The organism is Coleofasciculus sp. G1-WW12-02, assembly GCF_040219735.1.
GTDB lineage: Bacteria > Cyanobacteriota > Cyanobacteriia > Cyanobacteriales > Coleofasciculaceae > Coleofasciculus.
This window is the reverse complement of the sequence record NZ_JAVJRX010000038.1, coordinates 1-18,940: the sequence shown is the minus strand read 5'-3', so window position 1 is coordinate 18,940 and position 18,940 is coordinate 1. Positions and strand designations below refer to the sequence as shown.

General features: G+C 45.4%; 12 protein-coding genes and 1 CRISPR repeat array. Of the genes, 8 read left to right on the top strand and 4 right to left on the bottom strand.

Features of this window, described 5'->3' with window-relative positions:
* The first annotated feature begins 80 nt into the window (after nt 1–80).
* Together RID09_RS06680 and RID09_RS06675 are read left to right on the top strand one after the other, a co-directional pair.
* On the top strand, nt 81–2,855 hold the full coding sequence (locus tag RID09_RS06680; protein WP_446335164.1) for a pentapeptide repeat-containing protein: 2,775 nt from the start codon (nt 81–83) through the stop codon (nt 2,853–2,855).
* Between the two features lie 551 nt (nt 2,856–3,406).
* Nucleotides 3,407–4,684, top strand: a complete 1,278-nt coding sequence (locus RID09_RS06675; protein ID WP_446335163.1) for a S41 family peptidase — start codon at nt 3,407–3,409, stop codon at nt 4,682–4,684.
* A 152-nt stretch (nt 4,685–4,836) separates the two neighbouring features.
* Here the strand turns inward: RID09_RS06675 and RID09_RS06670 are convergent, their stop codons facing one another.
* A complete protein-coding gene (locus RID09_RS06670; protein WP_446335162.1) occupies nt 4,837–5,547 on the bottom strand; it encodes a lysophospholipid acyltransferase family protein in 711 nt (236 codons plus the stop codon).
* Between the two features lie 485 nt (nt 5,548–6,032).
* Here RID09_RS06670 and RID09_RS06665 point away from each other — a divergent pair, with 485 nt between their 5' ends.
* Nucleotides 6,033–7,412 carry an RNA-guided endonuclease InsQ/TnpB family protein gene (locus RID09_RS06665; protein WP_446335181.1) on the top strand — a complete coding sequence of 460 codons (1,380 nt, stop codon included), beginning with the start codon at nt 6,033–6,035 and terminating at the stop codon, nt 7,410–7,412.
* 77 nt (nt 7,413–7,489) lie between these two features.
* The gene (locus RID09_RS06660) at nt 7,490–8,929 is read left to right on the top strand and encodes a phosphoglucomutase/phosphomannomutase family protein (RefSeq protein ID WP_446335180.1); all 1,440 of its coding nucleotides are present in this window, start codon (nt 7,490–7,492) and stop codon (nt 8,927–8,929) included.
* 226 nt (nt 8,930–9,155) lie between these two features.
* A CRISPR array of direct repeats spans nt 9,156–9,565; the repeat unit is 37 nt; unit sequence GTTTCAATCCCTGATAGGGATTATAGAGGATTTTGAC.
* Nucleotides 9,566–10,011: 446 nt separating this feature from the next.
* Here RID09_RS06660 and RID09_RS06655 read toward each other — a convergent pair.
* Complete coding sequence (locus tag RID09_RS06655; RefSeq protein WP_446335179.1) at nt 10,012–10,092, bottom strand: hypothetical protein; 81 nt, start codon at nt 10,090–10,092, stop codon at nt 10,012–10,014.
* A gap of 27 nt (nt 10,093–10,119) precedes the next feature.
* On the opposite strand from RID09_RS06655, the gene RID09_RS06650 reads away from it, so the two are divergent.
* The 3 genes from RID09_RS06650 (at nt 10,120) to RID09_RS06640 (ending at nt 13,698) form a co-directional block, all read left to right on the top strand.
* Nucleotides 10,120–10,341 carry a LapA family protein gene (locus RID09_RS06650; RefSeq protein WP_446335161.1) on the top strand — a complete coding sequence of 74 codons (222 nt, stop codon included), beginning with the start codon at nt 10,120–10,122 and terminating at the stop codon, nt 10,339–10,341.
* Nucleotides 10,342–10,442: 101 nt separating this feature from the next.
* Complete coding sequence (locus tag RID09_RS06645; RefSeq protein WP_446335160.1) at nt 10,443–11,015, top strand: Uma2 family endonuclease; 573 nt, start codon at nt 10,443–10,445, stop codon at nt 11,013–11,015.
* 229 nt (nt 11,016–11,244) lie between these two features.
* On the top strand, nt 11,245–13,698 hold the full coding sequence (locus RID09_RS06640) for a CHASE2 domain-containing protein (protein WP_446335159.1): 2,454 nt from the start codon (nt 11,245–11,247) through the stop codon (nt 13,696–13,698).
* 17 nt (nt 13,699–13,715) lie between these two features.
* Here RID09_RS06640 and RID09_RS06635 read toward each other — a convergent pair whose 3' ends face one another.
* Nucleotides 13,716–14,693, bottom strand: a complete 978-nt coding sequence (locus RID09_RS06635) for a hypothetical protein (protein ID WP_446335158.1) — start codon at nt 14,691–14,693, stop codon at nt 13,716–13,718.
* Between the two features lie 565 nt (nt 14,694–15,258).
* On the opposite strand from RID09_RS06635, the gene RID09_RS06630 reads away from it, so the two are divergent.
* Nucleotides 15,259–16,749, top strand: a complete 1,491-nt coding sequence (locus RID09_RS06630) for a TldD/PmbA family protein (RefSeq protein WP_446335157.1) — start codon at nt 15,259–15,261, stop codon at nt 16,747–16,749.
* 1,218 nt (nt 16,750–17,967) lie between these two features.
* Here RID09_RS06630 and RID09_RS06625 read toward each other — a convergent pair.
* A partial coding sequence (locus RID09_RS06625; RefSeq protein ID WP_446335156.1) for an RNA-guided endonuclease InsQ/TnpB family protein occupies nt 17,968–18,940 on the bottom strand: 973 nt, incomplete at its 5' end.

Genomic DNA, 18,940 nt, shown 5'->3' with positions numbered 1-18,940 from the left:
CCTCCTCGCCAAGGCAAAAAGGGGGTTTCTGAAAAAGTTAGTTAGGCTAGAAACAGCACAATCTTTCATCCATTAATTTTATGGCAGGGGAACCGGGAATTAAAGTCGAAAAGCCTGTTTCAGTCTGGAAAAAAGCGATAAAAGCCAATCCCAAGGGTTTATTCACCTCATTGGGTAAAGCCGCCATTAACGGCGCGTTTCTTAAATGGGATGACTTGGCGGAGAGTGGCGTTGAGGTTCTCGAAAACCTGGGATTAGAAGCAAAACCCGGAGAAATTGCCGGATTGCTAATTGTGCGTTCCCTGATGCAAGCGATGCAAGACTTGTTACACGAAAATAGGGGACTTCTCATCCAAAAACCCGATAATCTGACAGAATTGTACAACCACCTCAATGCATCGTTAACCAGTAACGAGTTAATCCTTGACCCCGACTTTTTCCAGCGTCCCCAAAACTTGCCGATTGTGCAAGAAGCGAAGACGGGGTTTGCTCAGTGGTTAGAGGCGTATGTGGAGAAAAAGGTTGAAGCGGAAATGATCAGTAGTCGTCTTCCCGCTTACTTTGTCTTCGCCCTAAATGACCAATGGGTTAAGCATTCCCAAGATTATATTGCCTTAAAAGAAGTTCTGGATACACCCTTCACTCAAGCCACAAGAAGAGAACAAGGATGGCTACGGTATCGCGCATTGCTGCAAAAGCGGGTGGATGAACCGATATTTTGGGAAGCGTTCAGCCTCAAACAAGTTTATGTGCCATTACGCGCTTACTATGAGCGAGAGGTGGCGGGACAATCGGAGAAGAAATTAGAACGAGGGATTATAGAAAGTAAAGACTATGAGCGAGTTATTGTAGATCTCAATAGTGAACTAGAAACCTGGTTACAGAATGCTGCAGCGGATGATGCGATTCGCTTAATCAGTGGAGGACCCGGAAGTGGTAAGTCATCCTTTGCTAAAATCTTTGCCGCACAACAGGCGGAAAAGGGAGAAATTCCAGTTCTATTTATTCCCCTCCACTTATTTAAAGTATCGGATGACTTAGTAAAAGCGGTAGGGGAGTTTGTCCAGATTGAAGGATTCTTGTCTCACAATCCCTTGGACAGAGAAAATGGGGAATCGCGATTACTGATTATCTTTGATGGCTTAGATGAGCTATCGATGCAGGGTAAAATTGCCGAACAAACGGCTAAAGAGTTTGTTGAAGAAGTCCGGCTAGAAGTTGCCCGCTTTAATAATCAGCATCTTCGCTTACAGGTTGTGATTACGGGGCGGGAAGTCGTGGTACAGGCGAACCGCAGCAAATTTCGCAAACCGCGTCAACTTCTGTATCTTCTGCCCTATTTTGTGACCAAAAAAGAAAGAGATAACCACAAATATATTGATGATCAAAATTTGCTTGAGGAGGATCAACGCCAGCTTTGGTGGCAGTCTTATGGTCAGGCAAAAGACAAGCATTATGATGGTTTACCGCCAGAATTAGACAAGGATAACTTGTTTGAGATTACAGCACAGCCATTATTGAATTATTTAGTAGCATTAAGCTTTGAACGGGATAAGCTGCGATTCTCGAAAGAGACAAATCTGAATGAAATCTATGCTGATTTACTAGATGCTGTTTACGAGCGAGGGTATGAAAAGCACGGCTATCGTTTGACTGAGGGGATTGAAAAATACGAGTTTATCGCAATTCTTGAGGAAATTGCCCTGGCTTGCTGGCATGGAGATGGTAGGACAACCAATGTAAAAGAAATCGAGGATCATTGCGATAACAGTGGACTCAGACAGATTTTAGATCGCTTTCAAGCCACCTTACAAGAAGACTCAAGAGCCAGTATCACTCGTTTGCTGACTGCTTTTTACTTTCGGGAAAGTGGAGAGGTACGAGATAGAGAGAAAACCTTTGAGTTTACCCATAAAAGCTTTGGGGAATATCTGACAGCAAAACGTATTGTTGAAGGAGTTCGGCTTATTCATGAAGATTTAGAAGAACGTAAGCGTAATTTTCGCAAAGGTTGTGATGAACGAGATGCTTTAGTCAGGTGGGCGACTCTCTGCGGTTTATCAGCGATGGATGAATACCTGTTTAAATTCGTCTGTGATGAAATGCGTTTACAGGATTTATCAGAGGTTCGCGATTGGCAGAAAACATTATGTCGTTTGATTGAGTTTATGCTGCGTCAGGGAATGCCAATGGAGGGTTTAAATCCTCGACCGAATTTTCAGGAAGAAATGCGACAGGCGCGAAATGCAGAGGAAGCATTATTGGCTATATTAAATGCTTGCGCGAGAGTGACGAGGGAAATATCAGATATTAATTGGCCGTCTCCAGGTTCTTTTGCAATATGGATATCAAGGCTACAACTCAATAGGTTATCTTTGGAAAAGGTACTGGCGATGAAATGCATGAATTTTTTGAATTTGAACGAATGTTTTCTTTTTTATACACAGCTTTTCGAGGCGGATTTTCATAATACAAGCTTCAAAATAGCCGCACTTTGGAGTGCTAATTTTTACATGGTAAACCTGAAAAAAGCAACTCTTGAAAAAGCAGATCTTGAGGAAGCTAATCTTCAGCAAGTAAATCTTATTGGAGCCAATCTTAAAGGCGCAAATCTGAGCAGAGCTAATCTTCAACAGGTCAATCTTAGTGGAGCCAATCTTAGCAGAGTAAATTTTAAAAAGGCGACCTTGCGAGAAGTAAATCTTAGCGGAGCGAATCTACACGATGCAATTTTAGATGGTGTGATTCTTTCAGAAGTAAATCTTAATGGAGCCAATCTTCAAGGAACAATTCTTGAAGGTAAGGATATAACAAGCTTCACTTCAAGTAAAAATGAAGACAGCGATAAATCTTAGTCCTGAACAACTCACCAATCTGATACTGTAACCACTCCGCCCAACTACTGCGTTAACTCAATAACACCTTGTAAAAGGGCGGGTTTACTAACATCCGGGTAAAAAAAGACGATAACCATAAAACCCGCCCCTACATTGATATCAGAAACTTTCCTCACCGCCAACCCCTCTGCGAACCTCTGCGCTTTCCCTCTGCGTTCCTCTGCGTTAAAAAAGCCAACCCTCCCGCCTCTCAACCCTAAAAACAAAGCGCGATCGCAAGAAATTGTATAATCAATCTAAACAGCACTAACCAAGCTTTACCATAATATTTTAGGCTAAGTGTTTAATCGCATTAACTTTGTAGGGGCGCAAGCCTTGCGCCCATCAAACCCCGACAATCTATTGCTAACTATTCAATTGAGAGAATTTATCTCCCCAATCTTTTCGCCATAACTTATGTTTTGGAAATTGATGGGCGGGTTTTATCGGAAATTGTATAATTAATCTAAATAGCACTAAACGAGCTTGATTTGTGTTGAATTCATGGCTTATATCTCCCACTCTCAACTATGAAACTATTTCGCCTTTCTCGAAATCACCGCCTAATTATCACCACCCTAATCAGCCTCTGTATCATCCTACTTAACTGGCTCAATTCTCCCCTCCATTCCACACCAACCACTCCCCCAACTGAACTCTTTAACCAAGTTTGGCAAACCGTCAACGATAACTTTTATGACCCCAACTTTAACGGCGTCAACTGGCAAACCATTAAAGACGAATATGAACCCCAAATCCGCCAAACCCAATCCAGGGAAGCCGCCGCAACCCTAATCAATCAAATGCTTTCTGAACTCAACACCTCTCACACCCACCTCTACATCCCCAACCAACCCGCCTACTACCAAGTCTTAGGAATCTTTGCGCCTAGAAACCCCGACTTACGCCAGCAACTCAAACCCTTCTTTCCCAATGGCAAAATAGAATATACTGGCATTGGTATAGTTACCAAAACTATCGACAACCAAACCTTTATCAGCGCCATTCTAGAAAGAAGTCCAGCCGCTAAAGCCGGATTAAAGGTAGGCGATCGCATCCTGAGTGTGGATAATCGCCCATTCCAACCCATTGAATCCTTTGCCGATCAAGCAGGTACTCCTGTGCCAATCCTAATTCAGCGATCGCAAAATCCCAACAGTCAGCAAGAAATCACCGTCACCCCTAAATTGCTGGATACAACCACCATGTATCTCGACGCCATGGACGCCAGCACGGAGATAATTGAACAACAGGGTAAAAAAATCGGTTATATTCATATCTGGTCTTACGCCAGTGATGAATATCAAGAACAGCTTGAGGAAAAACTAATCTATGGTCGTCTCAAACAAGCAGACACTTTAGTCGTAGACTTAAGAGATGGATGGGGAGGTTCACCCCTCACCGCCCTGAACATCTACACCGCTCCAAATCTCAGCTTAACCGCTATTTCCCGGGATGGCACGCCATATACTCACTACGCCGGCTGGAATAAACCTGTCGTCATGATTGTCAACGAAGGAAGCCGCAGTGCTAAAGAAATTCTGGCTTATGGTTTCCAGAAATTCGATATCGGACCCGTTGTTGGTACGCCAACCCCTGGCGCTGTGGTAGCGGGGCGTGCATTTCTCATGTCAGATGGTAGCTTGCTTTACGTCGCCGTCGCTGATGTCTACGTGAATGGAGACGAACGACTCGAAGGGAAAGGAGTAACACCGGATATCCTGGTTCCCTTCTCTCCAGAATACGCCCAAGGCGCTGATCCCCAAAAAGAACGGGCGCTAGAGGTGGCGCTGGAAGCCGTTACCTAATTAGGATCTGCTGAATAAGTCTGGTGGAGGGAGCAGGGGGAGCTGGGGAAGCTGGGGGAGCTGGGGGAGCTGGGGAAGCTGGGGGAGCTGGGGAAGCCATAGTACATTTTCCCTGATAGCTAAGGGTTTGGGAGTTGTGCAGCAAGCCCTAATTACCAATCCCCAACATCCTCAAGCGCCTGTCGCAAATCATCCCCAATTTCTTCAGCACATCCTTTAACCGGTTTATGACAGTAATCCGCCACCGCTAATGGCGAACCAATACGAATGTCAACATCGCACCCCCAGTGGGGTACAGGTTGACTGTAATGAATCCGAATCGGTACAATTTTAACCCCTAAACCCGGTTGCTCCTTTTCTGCATGGAGCGCTATTCGAGCAAATCCCGGTTCTAGGGTTTGAATTTCTTCTGTGCGAAAAATATCGCCTTCAGGGAAAATCACCAAAACTTTTCCCTGTTCTAATAACTCAATCCCGTGACGCAAACTGGAAACTCCCGGACGCTTGGGATCAACTGGAAAACCGCCTAAATGACGAATAAACCAGCCTTGCAAACCGTTCATTTCATCAACCGACACCATAAACTGCAACTCCCGTCCGATAATATCTCGACCTGCGGCGTAGGCTAACGTCAGCGCATCCCAGCGAGAACGATGGGTGGGTGCAAAGATAACTGGACTGTCTTTGGGTAAATTCTCCCGTCCTTTGACCTCAATCTTGCCAAAGTAAATGGGCAAAACCAGGTGACGTCCTAGGGGATAGACTAGGCGCACTAACCACGGTGAAATATGAGAGGTGATTGCATCTTGCTTGGTAGTTGGGGAATGGTCTTGAGTTTTGTCGGGAGATTCAGTCTGACTCATTATGTCAATCGGTGATGGCAATCGGTGATGTGTAAGCCAATAAAATTTTATTACAGCTTTACCTTAGGTGTTATGACCTAAACTATCCTCTGCCTAAAGGTTGATGAAGTTAGTTTGTAGTAAGGGCTTTAGCCCTTATCTAGGGAGGCAGAGCCTGAGAACGAGTAAAGCTTATGGTGGGCAATGCCCACCATACGGTATATCAAGGGTTTTGGTGATCTAAAACGGCAGAAGGCGAGCGTGCCATTTGGGTTAACTCCCTTTTGGTGGGGACAAGGCAAATGGTATTCAGGCGCACATTGGGATACTCCGACATAAGACATAAGACGAATGACAATACTCATCCCCCTATCCAAAACTAAAGCTTTCATCCCCCGGTTAAAACGCGGGGGATGAAAGCTTTAAACCAGGTTAAAACCTGGCGTTTTGTGGTATCAACTTATCTTTTTATTGTATAATATAAAAAGATAAAGGAGGTGATAAAACTGTATCGAAGTATTCCAATTATAGCAAAGTTTACAGATGAAGAGAAAGCTTACTGGATAAACCAGTGTCAGAATGCCAATAGTCTAATTAATTGTGCAATTTATTACACCAGGCAAAATTATTATCAGTGGAAGGAAAGGCGCGATGACGCTTTTACTTTTTATTGGCGGGGCGATGAATTTCGGTGTGGCTGGAAGTTGTACAGGTGTCGCACGACTTACCCAGAGTTAGACAAAGAGCTTAAACTGAGCATGCATTATAAGGCACTAGCCGCTCAATCCGCACAGCAAACACTGAAGTCTGTAGGTGAATCAATTAAGAGTTATAACAGCTTGGTTGACGCCTATTATCAGGGAGAAGCTAATCGTCCATCCTTGCCTAAGTACAGGAAAAAAGGTGGTTTGGCGGCGGTAACTTTTCCTAAGCAAGCTCTAACCTACAAAGACGGGTGTTTTCGCCCATCCATCAGCAAAGAATCCAAGCCTGAACTAATCACTCAGATTGAGTTACCATTGCCAGAGTTTATTGACTCAGACTGGGTTAAGGAAGTAACGATTCGTCCTTGTCTTGGTGAGTTCTGGATTGATTGGGTAATAGACGACTCAAAAGAACCCATTACAGTCAACCCCAACCTGGATTACTCTCAAGCGTGGGGATTTGACCACGGCGGCACTAATTGGTTAACCGGAGTATCAACCCAAGGTAAAAGCTTGATCATTGATGGGCGCAAGCTCAAGTCAATGAATCAGGGGTATTGCCGCTTAGTAGCTAAGTACAAGCAGGGTAAGTCCGAATTCTATTGGGATGCCAACCTAGACCGGGTGCAGCGTAAACGCAACAACCAAATGAGGGATGCTATTAACAAGGCAGCTAGATTCATCATTAATCGGTGCTTGGCTGACGGAATTGGCAATCTGGTTATTGGTTGGAACGAGGGGATCAAAAACAGTCCCAAGATGGGTAAGCGTGGGAACCAAAACTTCATGCCCATCCCCACGGGCAGGCTAATTGAACGTCTAAGGCAGCTTTGCACAGAATACGGGATTGTAATGACCCTGACAGAGGAGGCGTATACAAGTCAAGCATCATTCTTAGATGGTGACTCCCTACCGAAATACGGCGAGAAACCCGAAAGGTGGAGACTATCAGGTACAAGAGTGAAACGTGGGCTTTTTAGGGCATCTGGCGGTCAGTTGATTAATGCTGATTGCAACGGGGCATCAAACATAATCAGAAAAGTAGCCACACAGCTAGGAATAGACCTAGCCAAGGTGGGTAGAGGCAGCTTGACACTGCCGAAGCGGTACGATCTGTTTTCCAATCTGAAACGATCATACCGCGAGAAATGTGAAGCGACAGTCTTTCAAGCTGTCGCGTAGCATCCGCTCTCCAATCCTCTCGCTTTTAAGGAGAGGAGATGTCAAAATTGAGTAAAATCAAGAACAAAGTAGCCCAAATGAGTGCAGCAAATAGCGCTAATAAAATAAAATTCGGCACAGATGGCTGGCGGGGAATCATCGCTGATGATTTTACCTTTGCCAATGTCTGTAAGGTAACTCGCGCGATCGCAAGTTATTTAGATACAGCCTACGACAAAGACCGCCCCGTTTTAGTCGCTTATGATACCCGATTCCTGGCTGATGAGTTTGCCCGCATGGCTGCTGAGGTGTTGGCAGACTTGGGTTGGACGGTGAAAATTGTCAACCGGGATTGTCCCACACCCGTGATTGCCTATCAAGCGCGTCAACTTAACTCAGCCGGAGCGCTGATGTTTACTGCCTCCCATAACCCCGCTGCCTATTGCGGGATTAAATATATCCCGGATTACGCAGGTCCTGCTACCCCGGAAATCACGGATACGATTGTTTCCAATATTGCTGGAGCAGATGATGCGCCACCTACGGGTAAGCATGGTGATAAAATTTCTACCTTTGACCCGAAACCGGATTACTTGAACTTTATTTACACGCTGCTAGATGTAGAACGGATTCGGCGGGCGCAACTTAATGTAAAATATGATGCCCTCTATTCCACCTCTCGCGGTTATCTGGATGATGTCTTAGAACATTGCGGCTGTCAGACTGAGGCATTTAACACCACCCGCGATGTCTTATTTGGGGGGGGAATGCCCGAACCCAAAGGGGAGTATCTGGTGGGGTTAAGAGAAGCCGTGATGCGGGATAAGGCAGATTTAGGTCTAGCTACCGATGGAGATAGCGATCGCTTTGGTATCGTGGATGAACAGGGGACTGTGCTAACGCCCAATACGGTGCTGTTGTTACTGGCACGTCACTTGATTAAGAATAAAGGTAAAAAAGGTGCGATCGTCCGTACTGTTGCTACAACTCACCTGTTGGATAACTTTGCCCTAAAAAATGGTCTAGAAACTTACGAGACAGCCGTCGGCTTCAAATATATCGGTCAGAAAATGCGGGAAACCGAGGTGCTGATTGGGGGTGAAGAATCCGGGGGATTGAGCATTATTGGGCATATTCCCGAAAAAGATGGTATTTTAGCCAATATGCTGGTCGCTGAAGCTATTGCTTACGAAGGCAAACCCCTAAGTCAGTTAGTCGAAGAAGCGATCGCAGAAGCTGATGGTCCGGTTTACAACCAGCGCCTGGACTTGCATTTAAACGAGGATCACAAAGCTGCTGTTTTAAACACTTGCGCCAAAAATCCCCCCCAAGACGTGGCTGGGATTAAGGTTAAAGAAGTTGGGCGCAAAGATGGGATTAAACTCTATTTATCAGAAGGAAGTTGGGTGCTACTGCGTCCATCAGGTACAGAACCCCTGATGCGGGTGTATATGGAAACAGATTCTCCCGAAAAGCAAAGCCAAATTGCTGAGGCGATGAAGCAGATGATTCAGCAGATGGAACCTGCGACGGTATAACTAGGGTTTGCTGAATCAGGATTGTAGAGACGTTGCATGCAACGTCTCTACACAGTTGGGGAATTCCACCCATCAAAATTAGTTTCCTACCAAATCCGCCTTTATTACCCCATGCAAGAGCAGGCGATTGAAATCGCTGCTACACAAACTTTCGTCCGCCTGCGCGGACTGAATTATAGAGGATTTCGACTTTATTCTGCAAAGGTTTTGGTTATTTACTTTGTATGTTTCAATCCCTGATAGGGATTATAGAGGATTTTGACCTTGCCCCTGTCTTTCTCCCTTGCCTATAATGCCAGTCTTGCGTTTCAATCCCTGATAGGGATTATAGAGGATTTTGACCTTCCGTTCGCGGTGATGCTGGTGCTTATGCTCGTTTCAATCCCTGATAGGGATTATAGAGGATTTTGACCTTTTGGACGGCGAGTTGAGGCGATCGCCAATGCCTTATGCTCGTTTCAATCCCTGATAGGGATTATAGAGGATTTTGACCCTACCTGTGTTTTTCCTCCGGCTACCTCGTAAGAGTTTCAATCCCTGATAGGGATTATAGAGGATTTTGACGGTAGGTGCACATATACAGCGCGATCGTACACTTCGTTTCAATCCCTGATAGGGATTATAGAGGATTTTGACTGCAGGCCTCTGAAATGCTTGATGTATTTAGCTTTCAAGGTTCAGTTCCGAGAGACTGCATCTAATATACCATTTCAGACTTCGACAGACAAGAGACATCTTCAAGAAAAACTCCAAAACCCTCTACTAGCAAGCGTTTCAAGATTTCCGAGATTCTCATTTTCGGGATGGTGTCCTCAAACCCAGAACCCATAAGGGATACAGCCGAAAATTTACTACAGCCTTAAAAAACACCTACCCCTTCTCGGATTTAAGCCCAAAAAATTCAATCATCCCGAAGGGGTTCACCACCGATGCGCTTAACCTTTCGTTGAGAACACCCCCAGAGGCAGTCAAACCGAATGCTATCCTGGTCTGGCTTAACCACTTCGCTCAGGTGGAATGGTACTGACTGGTATGCTGGTGGGCAATGCCCACCCTACGATATATCAAGGGTGGAGGCGAGCTCAAACAGTGCCACTTCGCCTAGGTGCGATCGCAACCCTACGGGATATCGTCAAACTGCGCTCAAATACACTATACTGCATCCACTGCCCTGAAGACTTGAGCTTAAGATGAAAGCCTTAACTAATCTGCTCACCTCTGTAATTGTCGCCGCGTGGATTGCGGCAATTGCTATCCTATCGGTACAAAATGCCACACTTGTATCCCTAAGATTTCTCACTATTGAGTCCATTAAACTCCCTGTGGGAATTGTATTGGCGTTTAGTGTAGGCATAGGAGTGATTGCTGGGGCAATTATTCCGTGGGTATGGCAGATTGAAGGCAGAAGATAGAGGCGTTAACACCCACTTGATGTTAGCAGGGTACGATATATTGATTGTACCCCAACGATCGCACCGACAATAAGAACACGACTTCAGGGAGTGTGCCTCAAATGACAGTTAGCCCAAAGTACGCCTATATTTCTCCAGAAGACTATTTAGAAGGAGAGAGAATCTCCCCCATTAAGCACGAATATATTCGTGGGGAAGTCTATGCCATGGCAGGTGCAAGTAAAGCCCATGTGACTATTGCAGGCAACCTATTTGCGATGCTAAGAAGCCATCTACGGGGGAGAGGTTGTATCCCTTACATGGCAGATATGAAAGTCCAGATTGAAGCGGCTAATATTTATTACTATCCCGATGTAACTGTAACTTGTGATGAACGCGATAATTCTTCTTCCGACGAAGACTTTATTCGCTATCCCTGTTTAGTTGTTGAAGTCCTATCTCCCAAAACCGCCGCCTTTGATAGAGGGAATAAATTTGCCGACTACAGAACCATAGATACTCTAGCAGAATATGTGCTAATTAATCAAGAACGTATGAGTGTCGAGTGTTTTTGTCGTAATTCCGAAGGACTTTGGGTGCTCCATCCCTATAGCCAAGGGGAAGAAATTCACTTCGCTAGTGTTGATTTTAACTGTCCTATCGAAGCGTTGTATGAAGATGTTATAGGACTTTAGTGGGTTAAAAAGATGTAGAGACTTTGCATGCAACGTCGGGGCGGGTTTAGTAAAATCTGGGTGCAACCGAAAAGATAGTGGTGAAACCCGCCCCTACAGAGGCGCCACATAACGTGAAAAGTCAGGATCTCTCAGGGGGACGCAAGGGGGAGCTCTTATTGGGTAGTTGAAGGGCTCAGAGATAGAATCAATAGGCATCTTGATTGCAAATCGGCGCTTCCCATCGACTATGACTCCCAACCGTTTTGTGTTCTATCTCAAAGTGCAGCGCGTCGAACAGGCTTGTCTGTTTGAGTTGTCCTGGGGACGAGGACAACAAATTGGTGTCACCGTACCCTATCCAGAAACCCTAACCACGCTGTATCAGGAGTGGAGTACGGTTTATCTGAGTTTCTATAAGCAGGCGCTGCGAGGGCGGGTGTCTCAGATGGGTAACTTGAATACACCGCCAATTGATTGGCACGCTAAACTTGTCCAAGCTGAGGCGAAATTACTCTACGAGTTTCATCAATGGTTGCGGCGAGGGGAGTTGTTTGAACTTCGTTCTCGTATCGTTCAGGTGGTTCGAGATCAGGGGATGAAGGATATCCCAATTATCGAAATCTTTCTCACCTGTAATCCCCTAGAACTCGCCCGATTACCCTGGGAAGCCTGGGAAATTGGGACAGAGTTTGCCGCACCATCTCAAATTCATATCCTGCGTACACCCCTGACGATTCAAGGCACTACAGTGACTCCCAGGCGGCGGCGACGGGCGCGGGTTTTGGTGATTTGGGGAGATGATACCGGATTAGATTTTAAGGCGGATCAAGAGGCGGTGCGATCGCTCACCGGAATCGCTGAGGTTGTTTTTGTCAGTTGGCAACCTGGACAGGATGGAAATGCATTAAAAACGGAAATTGTCAAACAAATTACTGATGAACGAGGCTGGGATATCTTATTTTTCACGGGTCATAGTAATGAAACCATACTAACCGGTGGAGAGTTTGCGATCGCGCCGGGAGTGTCTGTGAATTTCAGTGAAATCGCTACCCCTGTGAAAATCGCCAAGGAACGAGGATTACAATTTGCCCTATTTAACTCCTGTAATGGACTCAGTTTAGCCAATTCCCTCATTGATTTAGGCTTAAGTCAGGTGGCGGTGATGCGAGAACCGATTCATAATCAAGTCGCCCAAGAATTCCTCGTCCAGTTTCTGCAACGGTTAGCCCAGTTTCATGATGTGCAAGAATCCCTGCGGGAAGCTTGTCAGTATCTCAAATTAGAAAAGCATCTCACCTATCCTAGCGCCTATTTAGTTCCCTCCCTCTTTCGCCATCCTGACGCCCCACCCTTTTGCCTAGAACCCAGGGGCTGGAAGCAACAGGTCAAGGGTTGGTTGCCAACTAAACTCGAAGCGATCGCACTTTTGGTTCTCATGTTTCTTAGTTTACGCCCTGGGGTGCAAGATTTTCTACTGGAACGGCGGGTTTGGATGCAGTCGGTTTATCGAAACATCACCGCACAGACTCCTACCGATAAATCCCCACCTGTTCTGTTAGTTCATATTGATCGCGATTCTCTCATCCACGCCAATATTGATGCGCGACGAATTAATCCCATTGACCGCACCTATTTAGCTCGCCTCATTGATCAGCTTACCGCATTAGATGCCAAAGTGATTGGGTTAGATTATCTCCTGGATAGTCCCACCGATGAAGATGAGGTTCTCGCCCAATCCATTCAGCACGCCATCGACAAAAAACAAACCTGGTTAGTATTTGCAGCGGTAAAAACCGGAAACGAAGAACTAGGAATAATTGATAGTCTCGCCCACCCCAATTGGAGTTTAGAGGCTTATATTAATGCGCCCCTTTGGTACGCTAAACTTCTACCCGCCCATACCAGTTGTGCAGATAGTTGTTCCTTTGCCTATTTATTAGCCCTCGCCCGCGCCGCCAATCAAACACCTATCGATCCGAATTTACCGCAACCCCAGCGATTAACCGAGACGGATTCATCGGCAATTTTTCGCACCCGGTTGGTTTCCTATTTAGACCAAAATCCTGCACCCAATCCCCTCACTGCATTTTTGCATGAGTTGCGCCTTCCTTCCATTACGAACCCATCGCGAAATTTTCAACAACTTTGGTTATATCCAATTATTGATTTTTCCATTCCTCCCGATTATGCCTATCAAACTATCGCCGCTTGGGAGTTACTAGAAAATACAAATAACGCACCAACACCGGAACAATTAAAACAGCAAGTTGTCCTGATTGCGGCGGGCGGATATGACCAAGCGGGGGTAACTGATGGAGGGAGTGATAACTTTCCTATTCCCCTGGCTGTAGACTATTGGCGATCGCAAAATCCTCAACTCAATTATCCACCTGTATTTACAGGAGGTGAGGCACATGCTTATACTATGCACCATTTATTAAGTCAGAGGTTAGTGATTCCCATCCCAGATTTGTGGATGGTTGGTATGGCGGCATTTTTGGGCAAAGGAATGGTATTAATCATTAGTGAACGCCGACAAATTAAGATATGGCATTGGTTGGTACTATTAACCAGTGCAACGGCTATTTATGGACTAATTGGATTACAGGTTTATATTTCCGCTGCCCTATTAGTTCCTTTATTTTTACCATCGGTTACAATAGGAATTTACGCACTATATATTGTGGCGAGACGATATTGAATTCTCTATTCCCTAGATTAACGAGTAATAATCGTGTCTACTGTCCCCGCTTCTGAGCTAAAACTTAGCTCAACCTCTGGCACATTTTTATTGAAGGAGAAAGAACTCTTAAAGAACATTGTTTTTCCGGGATTAAGGGTAAAATCGTAGTCGGTAAGGGACGTGAGACCAGCACCCAATCCATTTTCATACATATAGCCATAGGTTACTCCAATACTGGATAAGCTTTGGTTACTTTGATTAGTAATACACCCGTAAACAAAATTTTCTTCGTCAGTCGGTTCGCTGTAAAGCTGAAGATTAGAAACGACTAATCCTTCCGATTCGATAGGATCGACTTGAGGTTGACAATACTTGGCGGTGACAGCATCTGTTATCTTTTCATTAGCGACACTCAAATTTTGTTTATATTCAATAATTTTTGTTCTCGCCCGCGAATAATTTTTGCTACGATTGGGTACAGTTTCCAGGCTCTTAATGGCTAGCTCCCATTTATTTGCCACTTGTTGCCAGTCAGATAAGCCTTGTGCAGATTGAGCCGCTTGAGCCGCCTTCATCCCCAGTTGTAGGGATTCTTGAAAATAGTCCCGTTGTGCCTCTTTTAGGTTAGTTTCAATAATTGCTAAATTCCTTTGATAGGTGCTAATCTTCTTTTGTGCAATGGCAAAATTTGGGTGAGAATTCGGGACGGTTTTAAGAAGGCTAATTGCTTTTTCCCAGCGACTCGCCGCTAAATTCCAATCCTGCTCACCCACCGCTGACTGACCAATTGTGGCTGCTCCCATGGCGTGATCAATGGCTTGAGTGTAAGGATCAAGATTAGGTTGAGAGGAGGAAGGTTCAGGGGAAGTGGAAACAGGTATCACTTCTGGGGAGGGTTCAGCCGTAATTGGTGTCTCTGTCGCCACTGGTTCTTCTCCCTGAGAACAGCCCACGAGGACGACTAAGAGAGTAATTGATAAAATCGGGGAAACGGATTTCATTAAACGATTCATATCGATCTAACTCCTGAATAATTCCGTTCAAGATGCACACCAATTACCTGCAAAATGTATAACCTTATACGTTTAGTTTATCTTTTGCTGAATAAGGTGGCAATAGGATAAGTTAGGGACTGAATCGAAAAAAGTAGGGAAAAATCAGGAGATTACTGGGACTCAGCACCTAGACATCAATTTTTGTTCAGGTCGTTAAAAATTGTAAACACCCACGGATTTTTTCTATGATGAGGCGGCGTATGATTTGTCGATTAACTATTATAATGAACCCCCTCCCCCACCCACTCTTTTTGACCAATGGTTAGAGCGTCAATTGATGTAATCACAGTTAGCGGTGCTAAAGATTAATTTTCGGGTACTTTCTTGAGTCAATGTAGGGGCGGGTTTAGCCCAGTTTAGCCGCTAAAACTCCCTGGTGATCAAAACGTGAACAACAAAACCCGCCCTAGCTTACTAATCGGTAAGGGCGATAGAAAAAACCTTATACTATCTTTAATAACCTTTGCTCAATCTGTAAAAGCCCCGAAGGAACACGTTCTGACACAATTATCACCAACTGATTATGGTACAAGCACTCACCCCAATCACCACAGCAACTGATCTGGCTCAACTAGCGATTGACTTAATTCGTCAAGCTGGCTGTGAATACGGCGATGTCCGATTTTGCACGTACCGCCATCAAAATCTTTTTGCCCGCGATCGCTCCCTGAGTCAACTCTGTGATAATGTTAGTGCTGGCTTTGGTGTGCGGGTGTTGCTCGATGGGGCGTGGGGCTTTGCAGCGAGCCCCTATAAAACGCCAGCAGAGGTGGAACGCCTGGTGACTTTAGCCGTGGAAATCGCTAAGGGGAGTCGCCTGTCTCAGCAGACACGGGTGCAACTTGTTCCTGTCGCCGCCTATCAGGATACCTACATTACCCCGATGGAAATTGACCCCTTTAGTATCCCGATTACTGAGAAAGCCGATTTACTGTTGCAGATTAATGATCAACTACTGAGTTATGGCGAACGGGGGATTAAAAAGGCGTATTCTTATTTACAATTTACTAAGGAAGATAAGACATTTGCTTCGACTGAAGGTTCGCTGATTCACCAAACGCTGTATCGAACCTATCCTGGATTTGGCTGTAGTGCGATCGCGAATGGAGATGCTCAAAATCGCAGCTATGAACGCCCGCCGATGAATAAGGGATATGAGCATGTTATCCGAGCGGATTTACTTTCTCAAGTGGAACGGGTAGCCGAAGAAGCGATTGAAAAAGTCCACGCGCCGAAAAGTCCCTCTGGTATTCGCACCACGTTGATTCTGAAACCAACAAACCTGTGGCTGACGATTCATGAATCCGTCGGACATCCCACGGAATTAGATCGAGTATACGGCTATGAAGCCAACTTTGCTGGCACCAGTTTCGCGACAACTGATAAATTAGGTAAACTCCAGTATGCTGCACCCTGGGTTAATTTCAAAGCCGATCGCACCCAACCCGGTGGACGCAGTACGATGGGGTATGATGATGAGGGCGTACCATCACAAGAGTGGTACGTTGTCAAGGATGGAATTTTAGTCGATTATTTAACGGATCGCGAAACCGCCTATCGATTAGGGCGAGGCAGTAGTAATGGTAGCGCCTTTGCCGACAGTTGGTCAAGTGTGCCGATGGTACGCATTCCCAATTTAGGCTTAGAACCGGGAGTTGAGGGGGGAAGTCATACGGCGACATTAGCCGAAATGATTGCCGATACCGAAGATGGTATTTTAATTGATGGCATTGGCAGTTTTTCTATTGATCAGCAACGGCGTAATTTTCAGTTTGGTGGCGATGCTTTTTGGAAGGTGGAAAAAGGCAAAGTGGTGGGAATGTTAAAGGATGTCACCTATCATTCTATGACCACAGACTTTTGGAACAGTGTAGACGCGATCGGACCTGCATCTGAATGGCAACAATGTGGGACGAATTTATGTGGTAAAGGTGAACCCATGCAAATTGCCCAAATGACTCATGCTTGTGTGCCGGTGCGGGTGCGAAATATCCACATCGGCGGCGCATCTTAATCCGTCTGTAGGGGCGGGTTTTACGACTATCTTTTCGGTTGCACCCAAATGCAACTAAACCCGCCCCAATCAAATTTTGAGGATAGCAAGAGGAGGCGATTGAAATCGCTGCTACACAAACAAAGTTCGCCTGCGCGGACTAGATTATAAAGGGGGTGGCTAACCCTACCCTAACCCTCCCCTTACCAAGGGGAGGGAACATTTCCCCCCTTAGCAAGGGGGGATTAAGGGGGGTTATTTTTAAGGCAGCGAGATTCAAAGGCTCACTTAGCTTGCATTTCCTCTTAAGTTGACACGGATGACGTCTGTGCGCCCCTACGGATGGATATTCAGAGAATCTGGGATAATACCAAATCCGCCTTTATCACCCCCTTTTTCCACGGCGATTGAAATCGCTGCTACACAAACAAAGTCCGCCTGCGCGGACTAGGGTTATAAGGGGGGTAGCGTTCCCCGGATTTGATATAATTATTTTGGGCGATCGCGTAATCGTTTTCGTTCGCCTAAGTGCTCATCACTATTCAATTGCCGCAATTTTACCGTTGTCCTTCCTTCTGGTGTTAATCCATTAATAGTTCTGACTTTTCACGTTATGTGGCGCCTCTGTAGGGGCGGGTTTCACCACTATCTTTTCGGTTGCACCCAGATTTTACTAAACCCGCCCCGACGTTGCATGTAACGTCTCTACAACTTTTTGGTTGCACTCAGGTTTCTAGTGCAAGAAGGCAGAAATAACTGAACAGCTACTATCTCCCCCAGCTCCCTCAGCTTCCCCTGCTCCCCCAGCTTCATCGTATCTACGAAGCTGCTCAAGTATTTCCGCCGCGCTGCACTAGACTTCCCCTGAAAAGTTAGATTAATAGTTGTATCCTCACCCACAAAAGTAATTGGCTCGTTCTTCTTGTATAGAGTTTTCTATTATAAATTAGGATACCCAAAAAAACGTAGAACAGTCAAGTATTCGCTGCGATCGCCGATCACAACAATGAGTAAATTTCAGTTATTTGATGCCGTTAATTTAACCGTTTAGCGGCGGTTTTGGGCAATAGTGCGTCTGTAGGGGCGCAAGGCTTGCGCCCTTGATTCAATCAATTGGCGATCGCACTCCCGTTGAAAGAGTTTGAGCAGAGGGGTTCTCTTTCATTAATGGTTTCCATCCCCTTTCGGGGAAGTGTGTTTTTGACACTCCCCCGGCTAAAAGCGCGGGGGATTCTTCGTTCATCCAATCACCTTAGAGTATTGACTTTCATCAATACACCAGAGGGCGAGTTGTCCCGAAGCGTTTATCCAGTATTCCTGGAGCGTTCCTGTATGCCCTACAGTACGAAGTGCTTCCTTGAGTATATTGATGGCAGCATTCCAGTCACGGTCTAAAACACATCCGCACTTACATTTATGTGTTCGAGTTGATAGTGATTTGTTCACCACACAACCGCAATTAGAACAGTTCTGGGAGGTGTAGTGAGGCTTAACGGCAACCGTTGCCACCCCAAACACTTTTCCGAAATACTCAATCCACCGCCTAAATTCAGACCAGGCGGCATCGCTAATCGATTTAGCTAGGTGGTGGTTTTTGACCATATTTCGCACTTGCAAGTCTTCATAAGCTACCAAGTCGTTAGACCGGACTACGCACAATGCAGTCTTTACTGCAAAGTCTTTACGCTGCCTACTGACTTTCAAGTGTTTCTTGGCTAACTTTTGTTTAGCCTTTTTGTAGTTGTTAGATTGTGGTTGACCTTTTCTAAACTTCTTAGACACTTTCTTTTGAAGTCGTTTCAGTGCTTGGTCTGATTTCCTCAGAAATCTCGGATTATCAACTGTTTGACCATCTGAGTCAGTATAGAAATGGTTTAAGCCAACGTCTAACCCTACGTTGTGACCTGTCGGAGTCCTATCTTCAGTCCTGTCGTGGTCAATACAGAATTGAGCATAGTATCCATCAGCGCGACGCACTACCCTAACTCTTTTAATCTGAGTCAGTTGATAGTAGTTCAAGTCACGAGTTCCATAAAGCTTAAACGTTCCGGCTTTAAACCCATCAGTAAACGTGATTGAGTCACGATTCTCTGATAGTTTCCAGCCTGATGTTTTATACTCTACGGAACCATGATTAGGACGATTCTTTTTGTACTTAGGGTATCCTTTCTTTCCTTTGACTTGCTTTTTGCAGTCGTCAAAAAATCTTGAA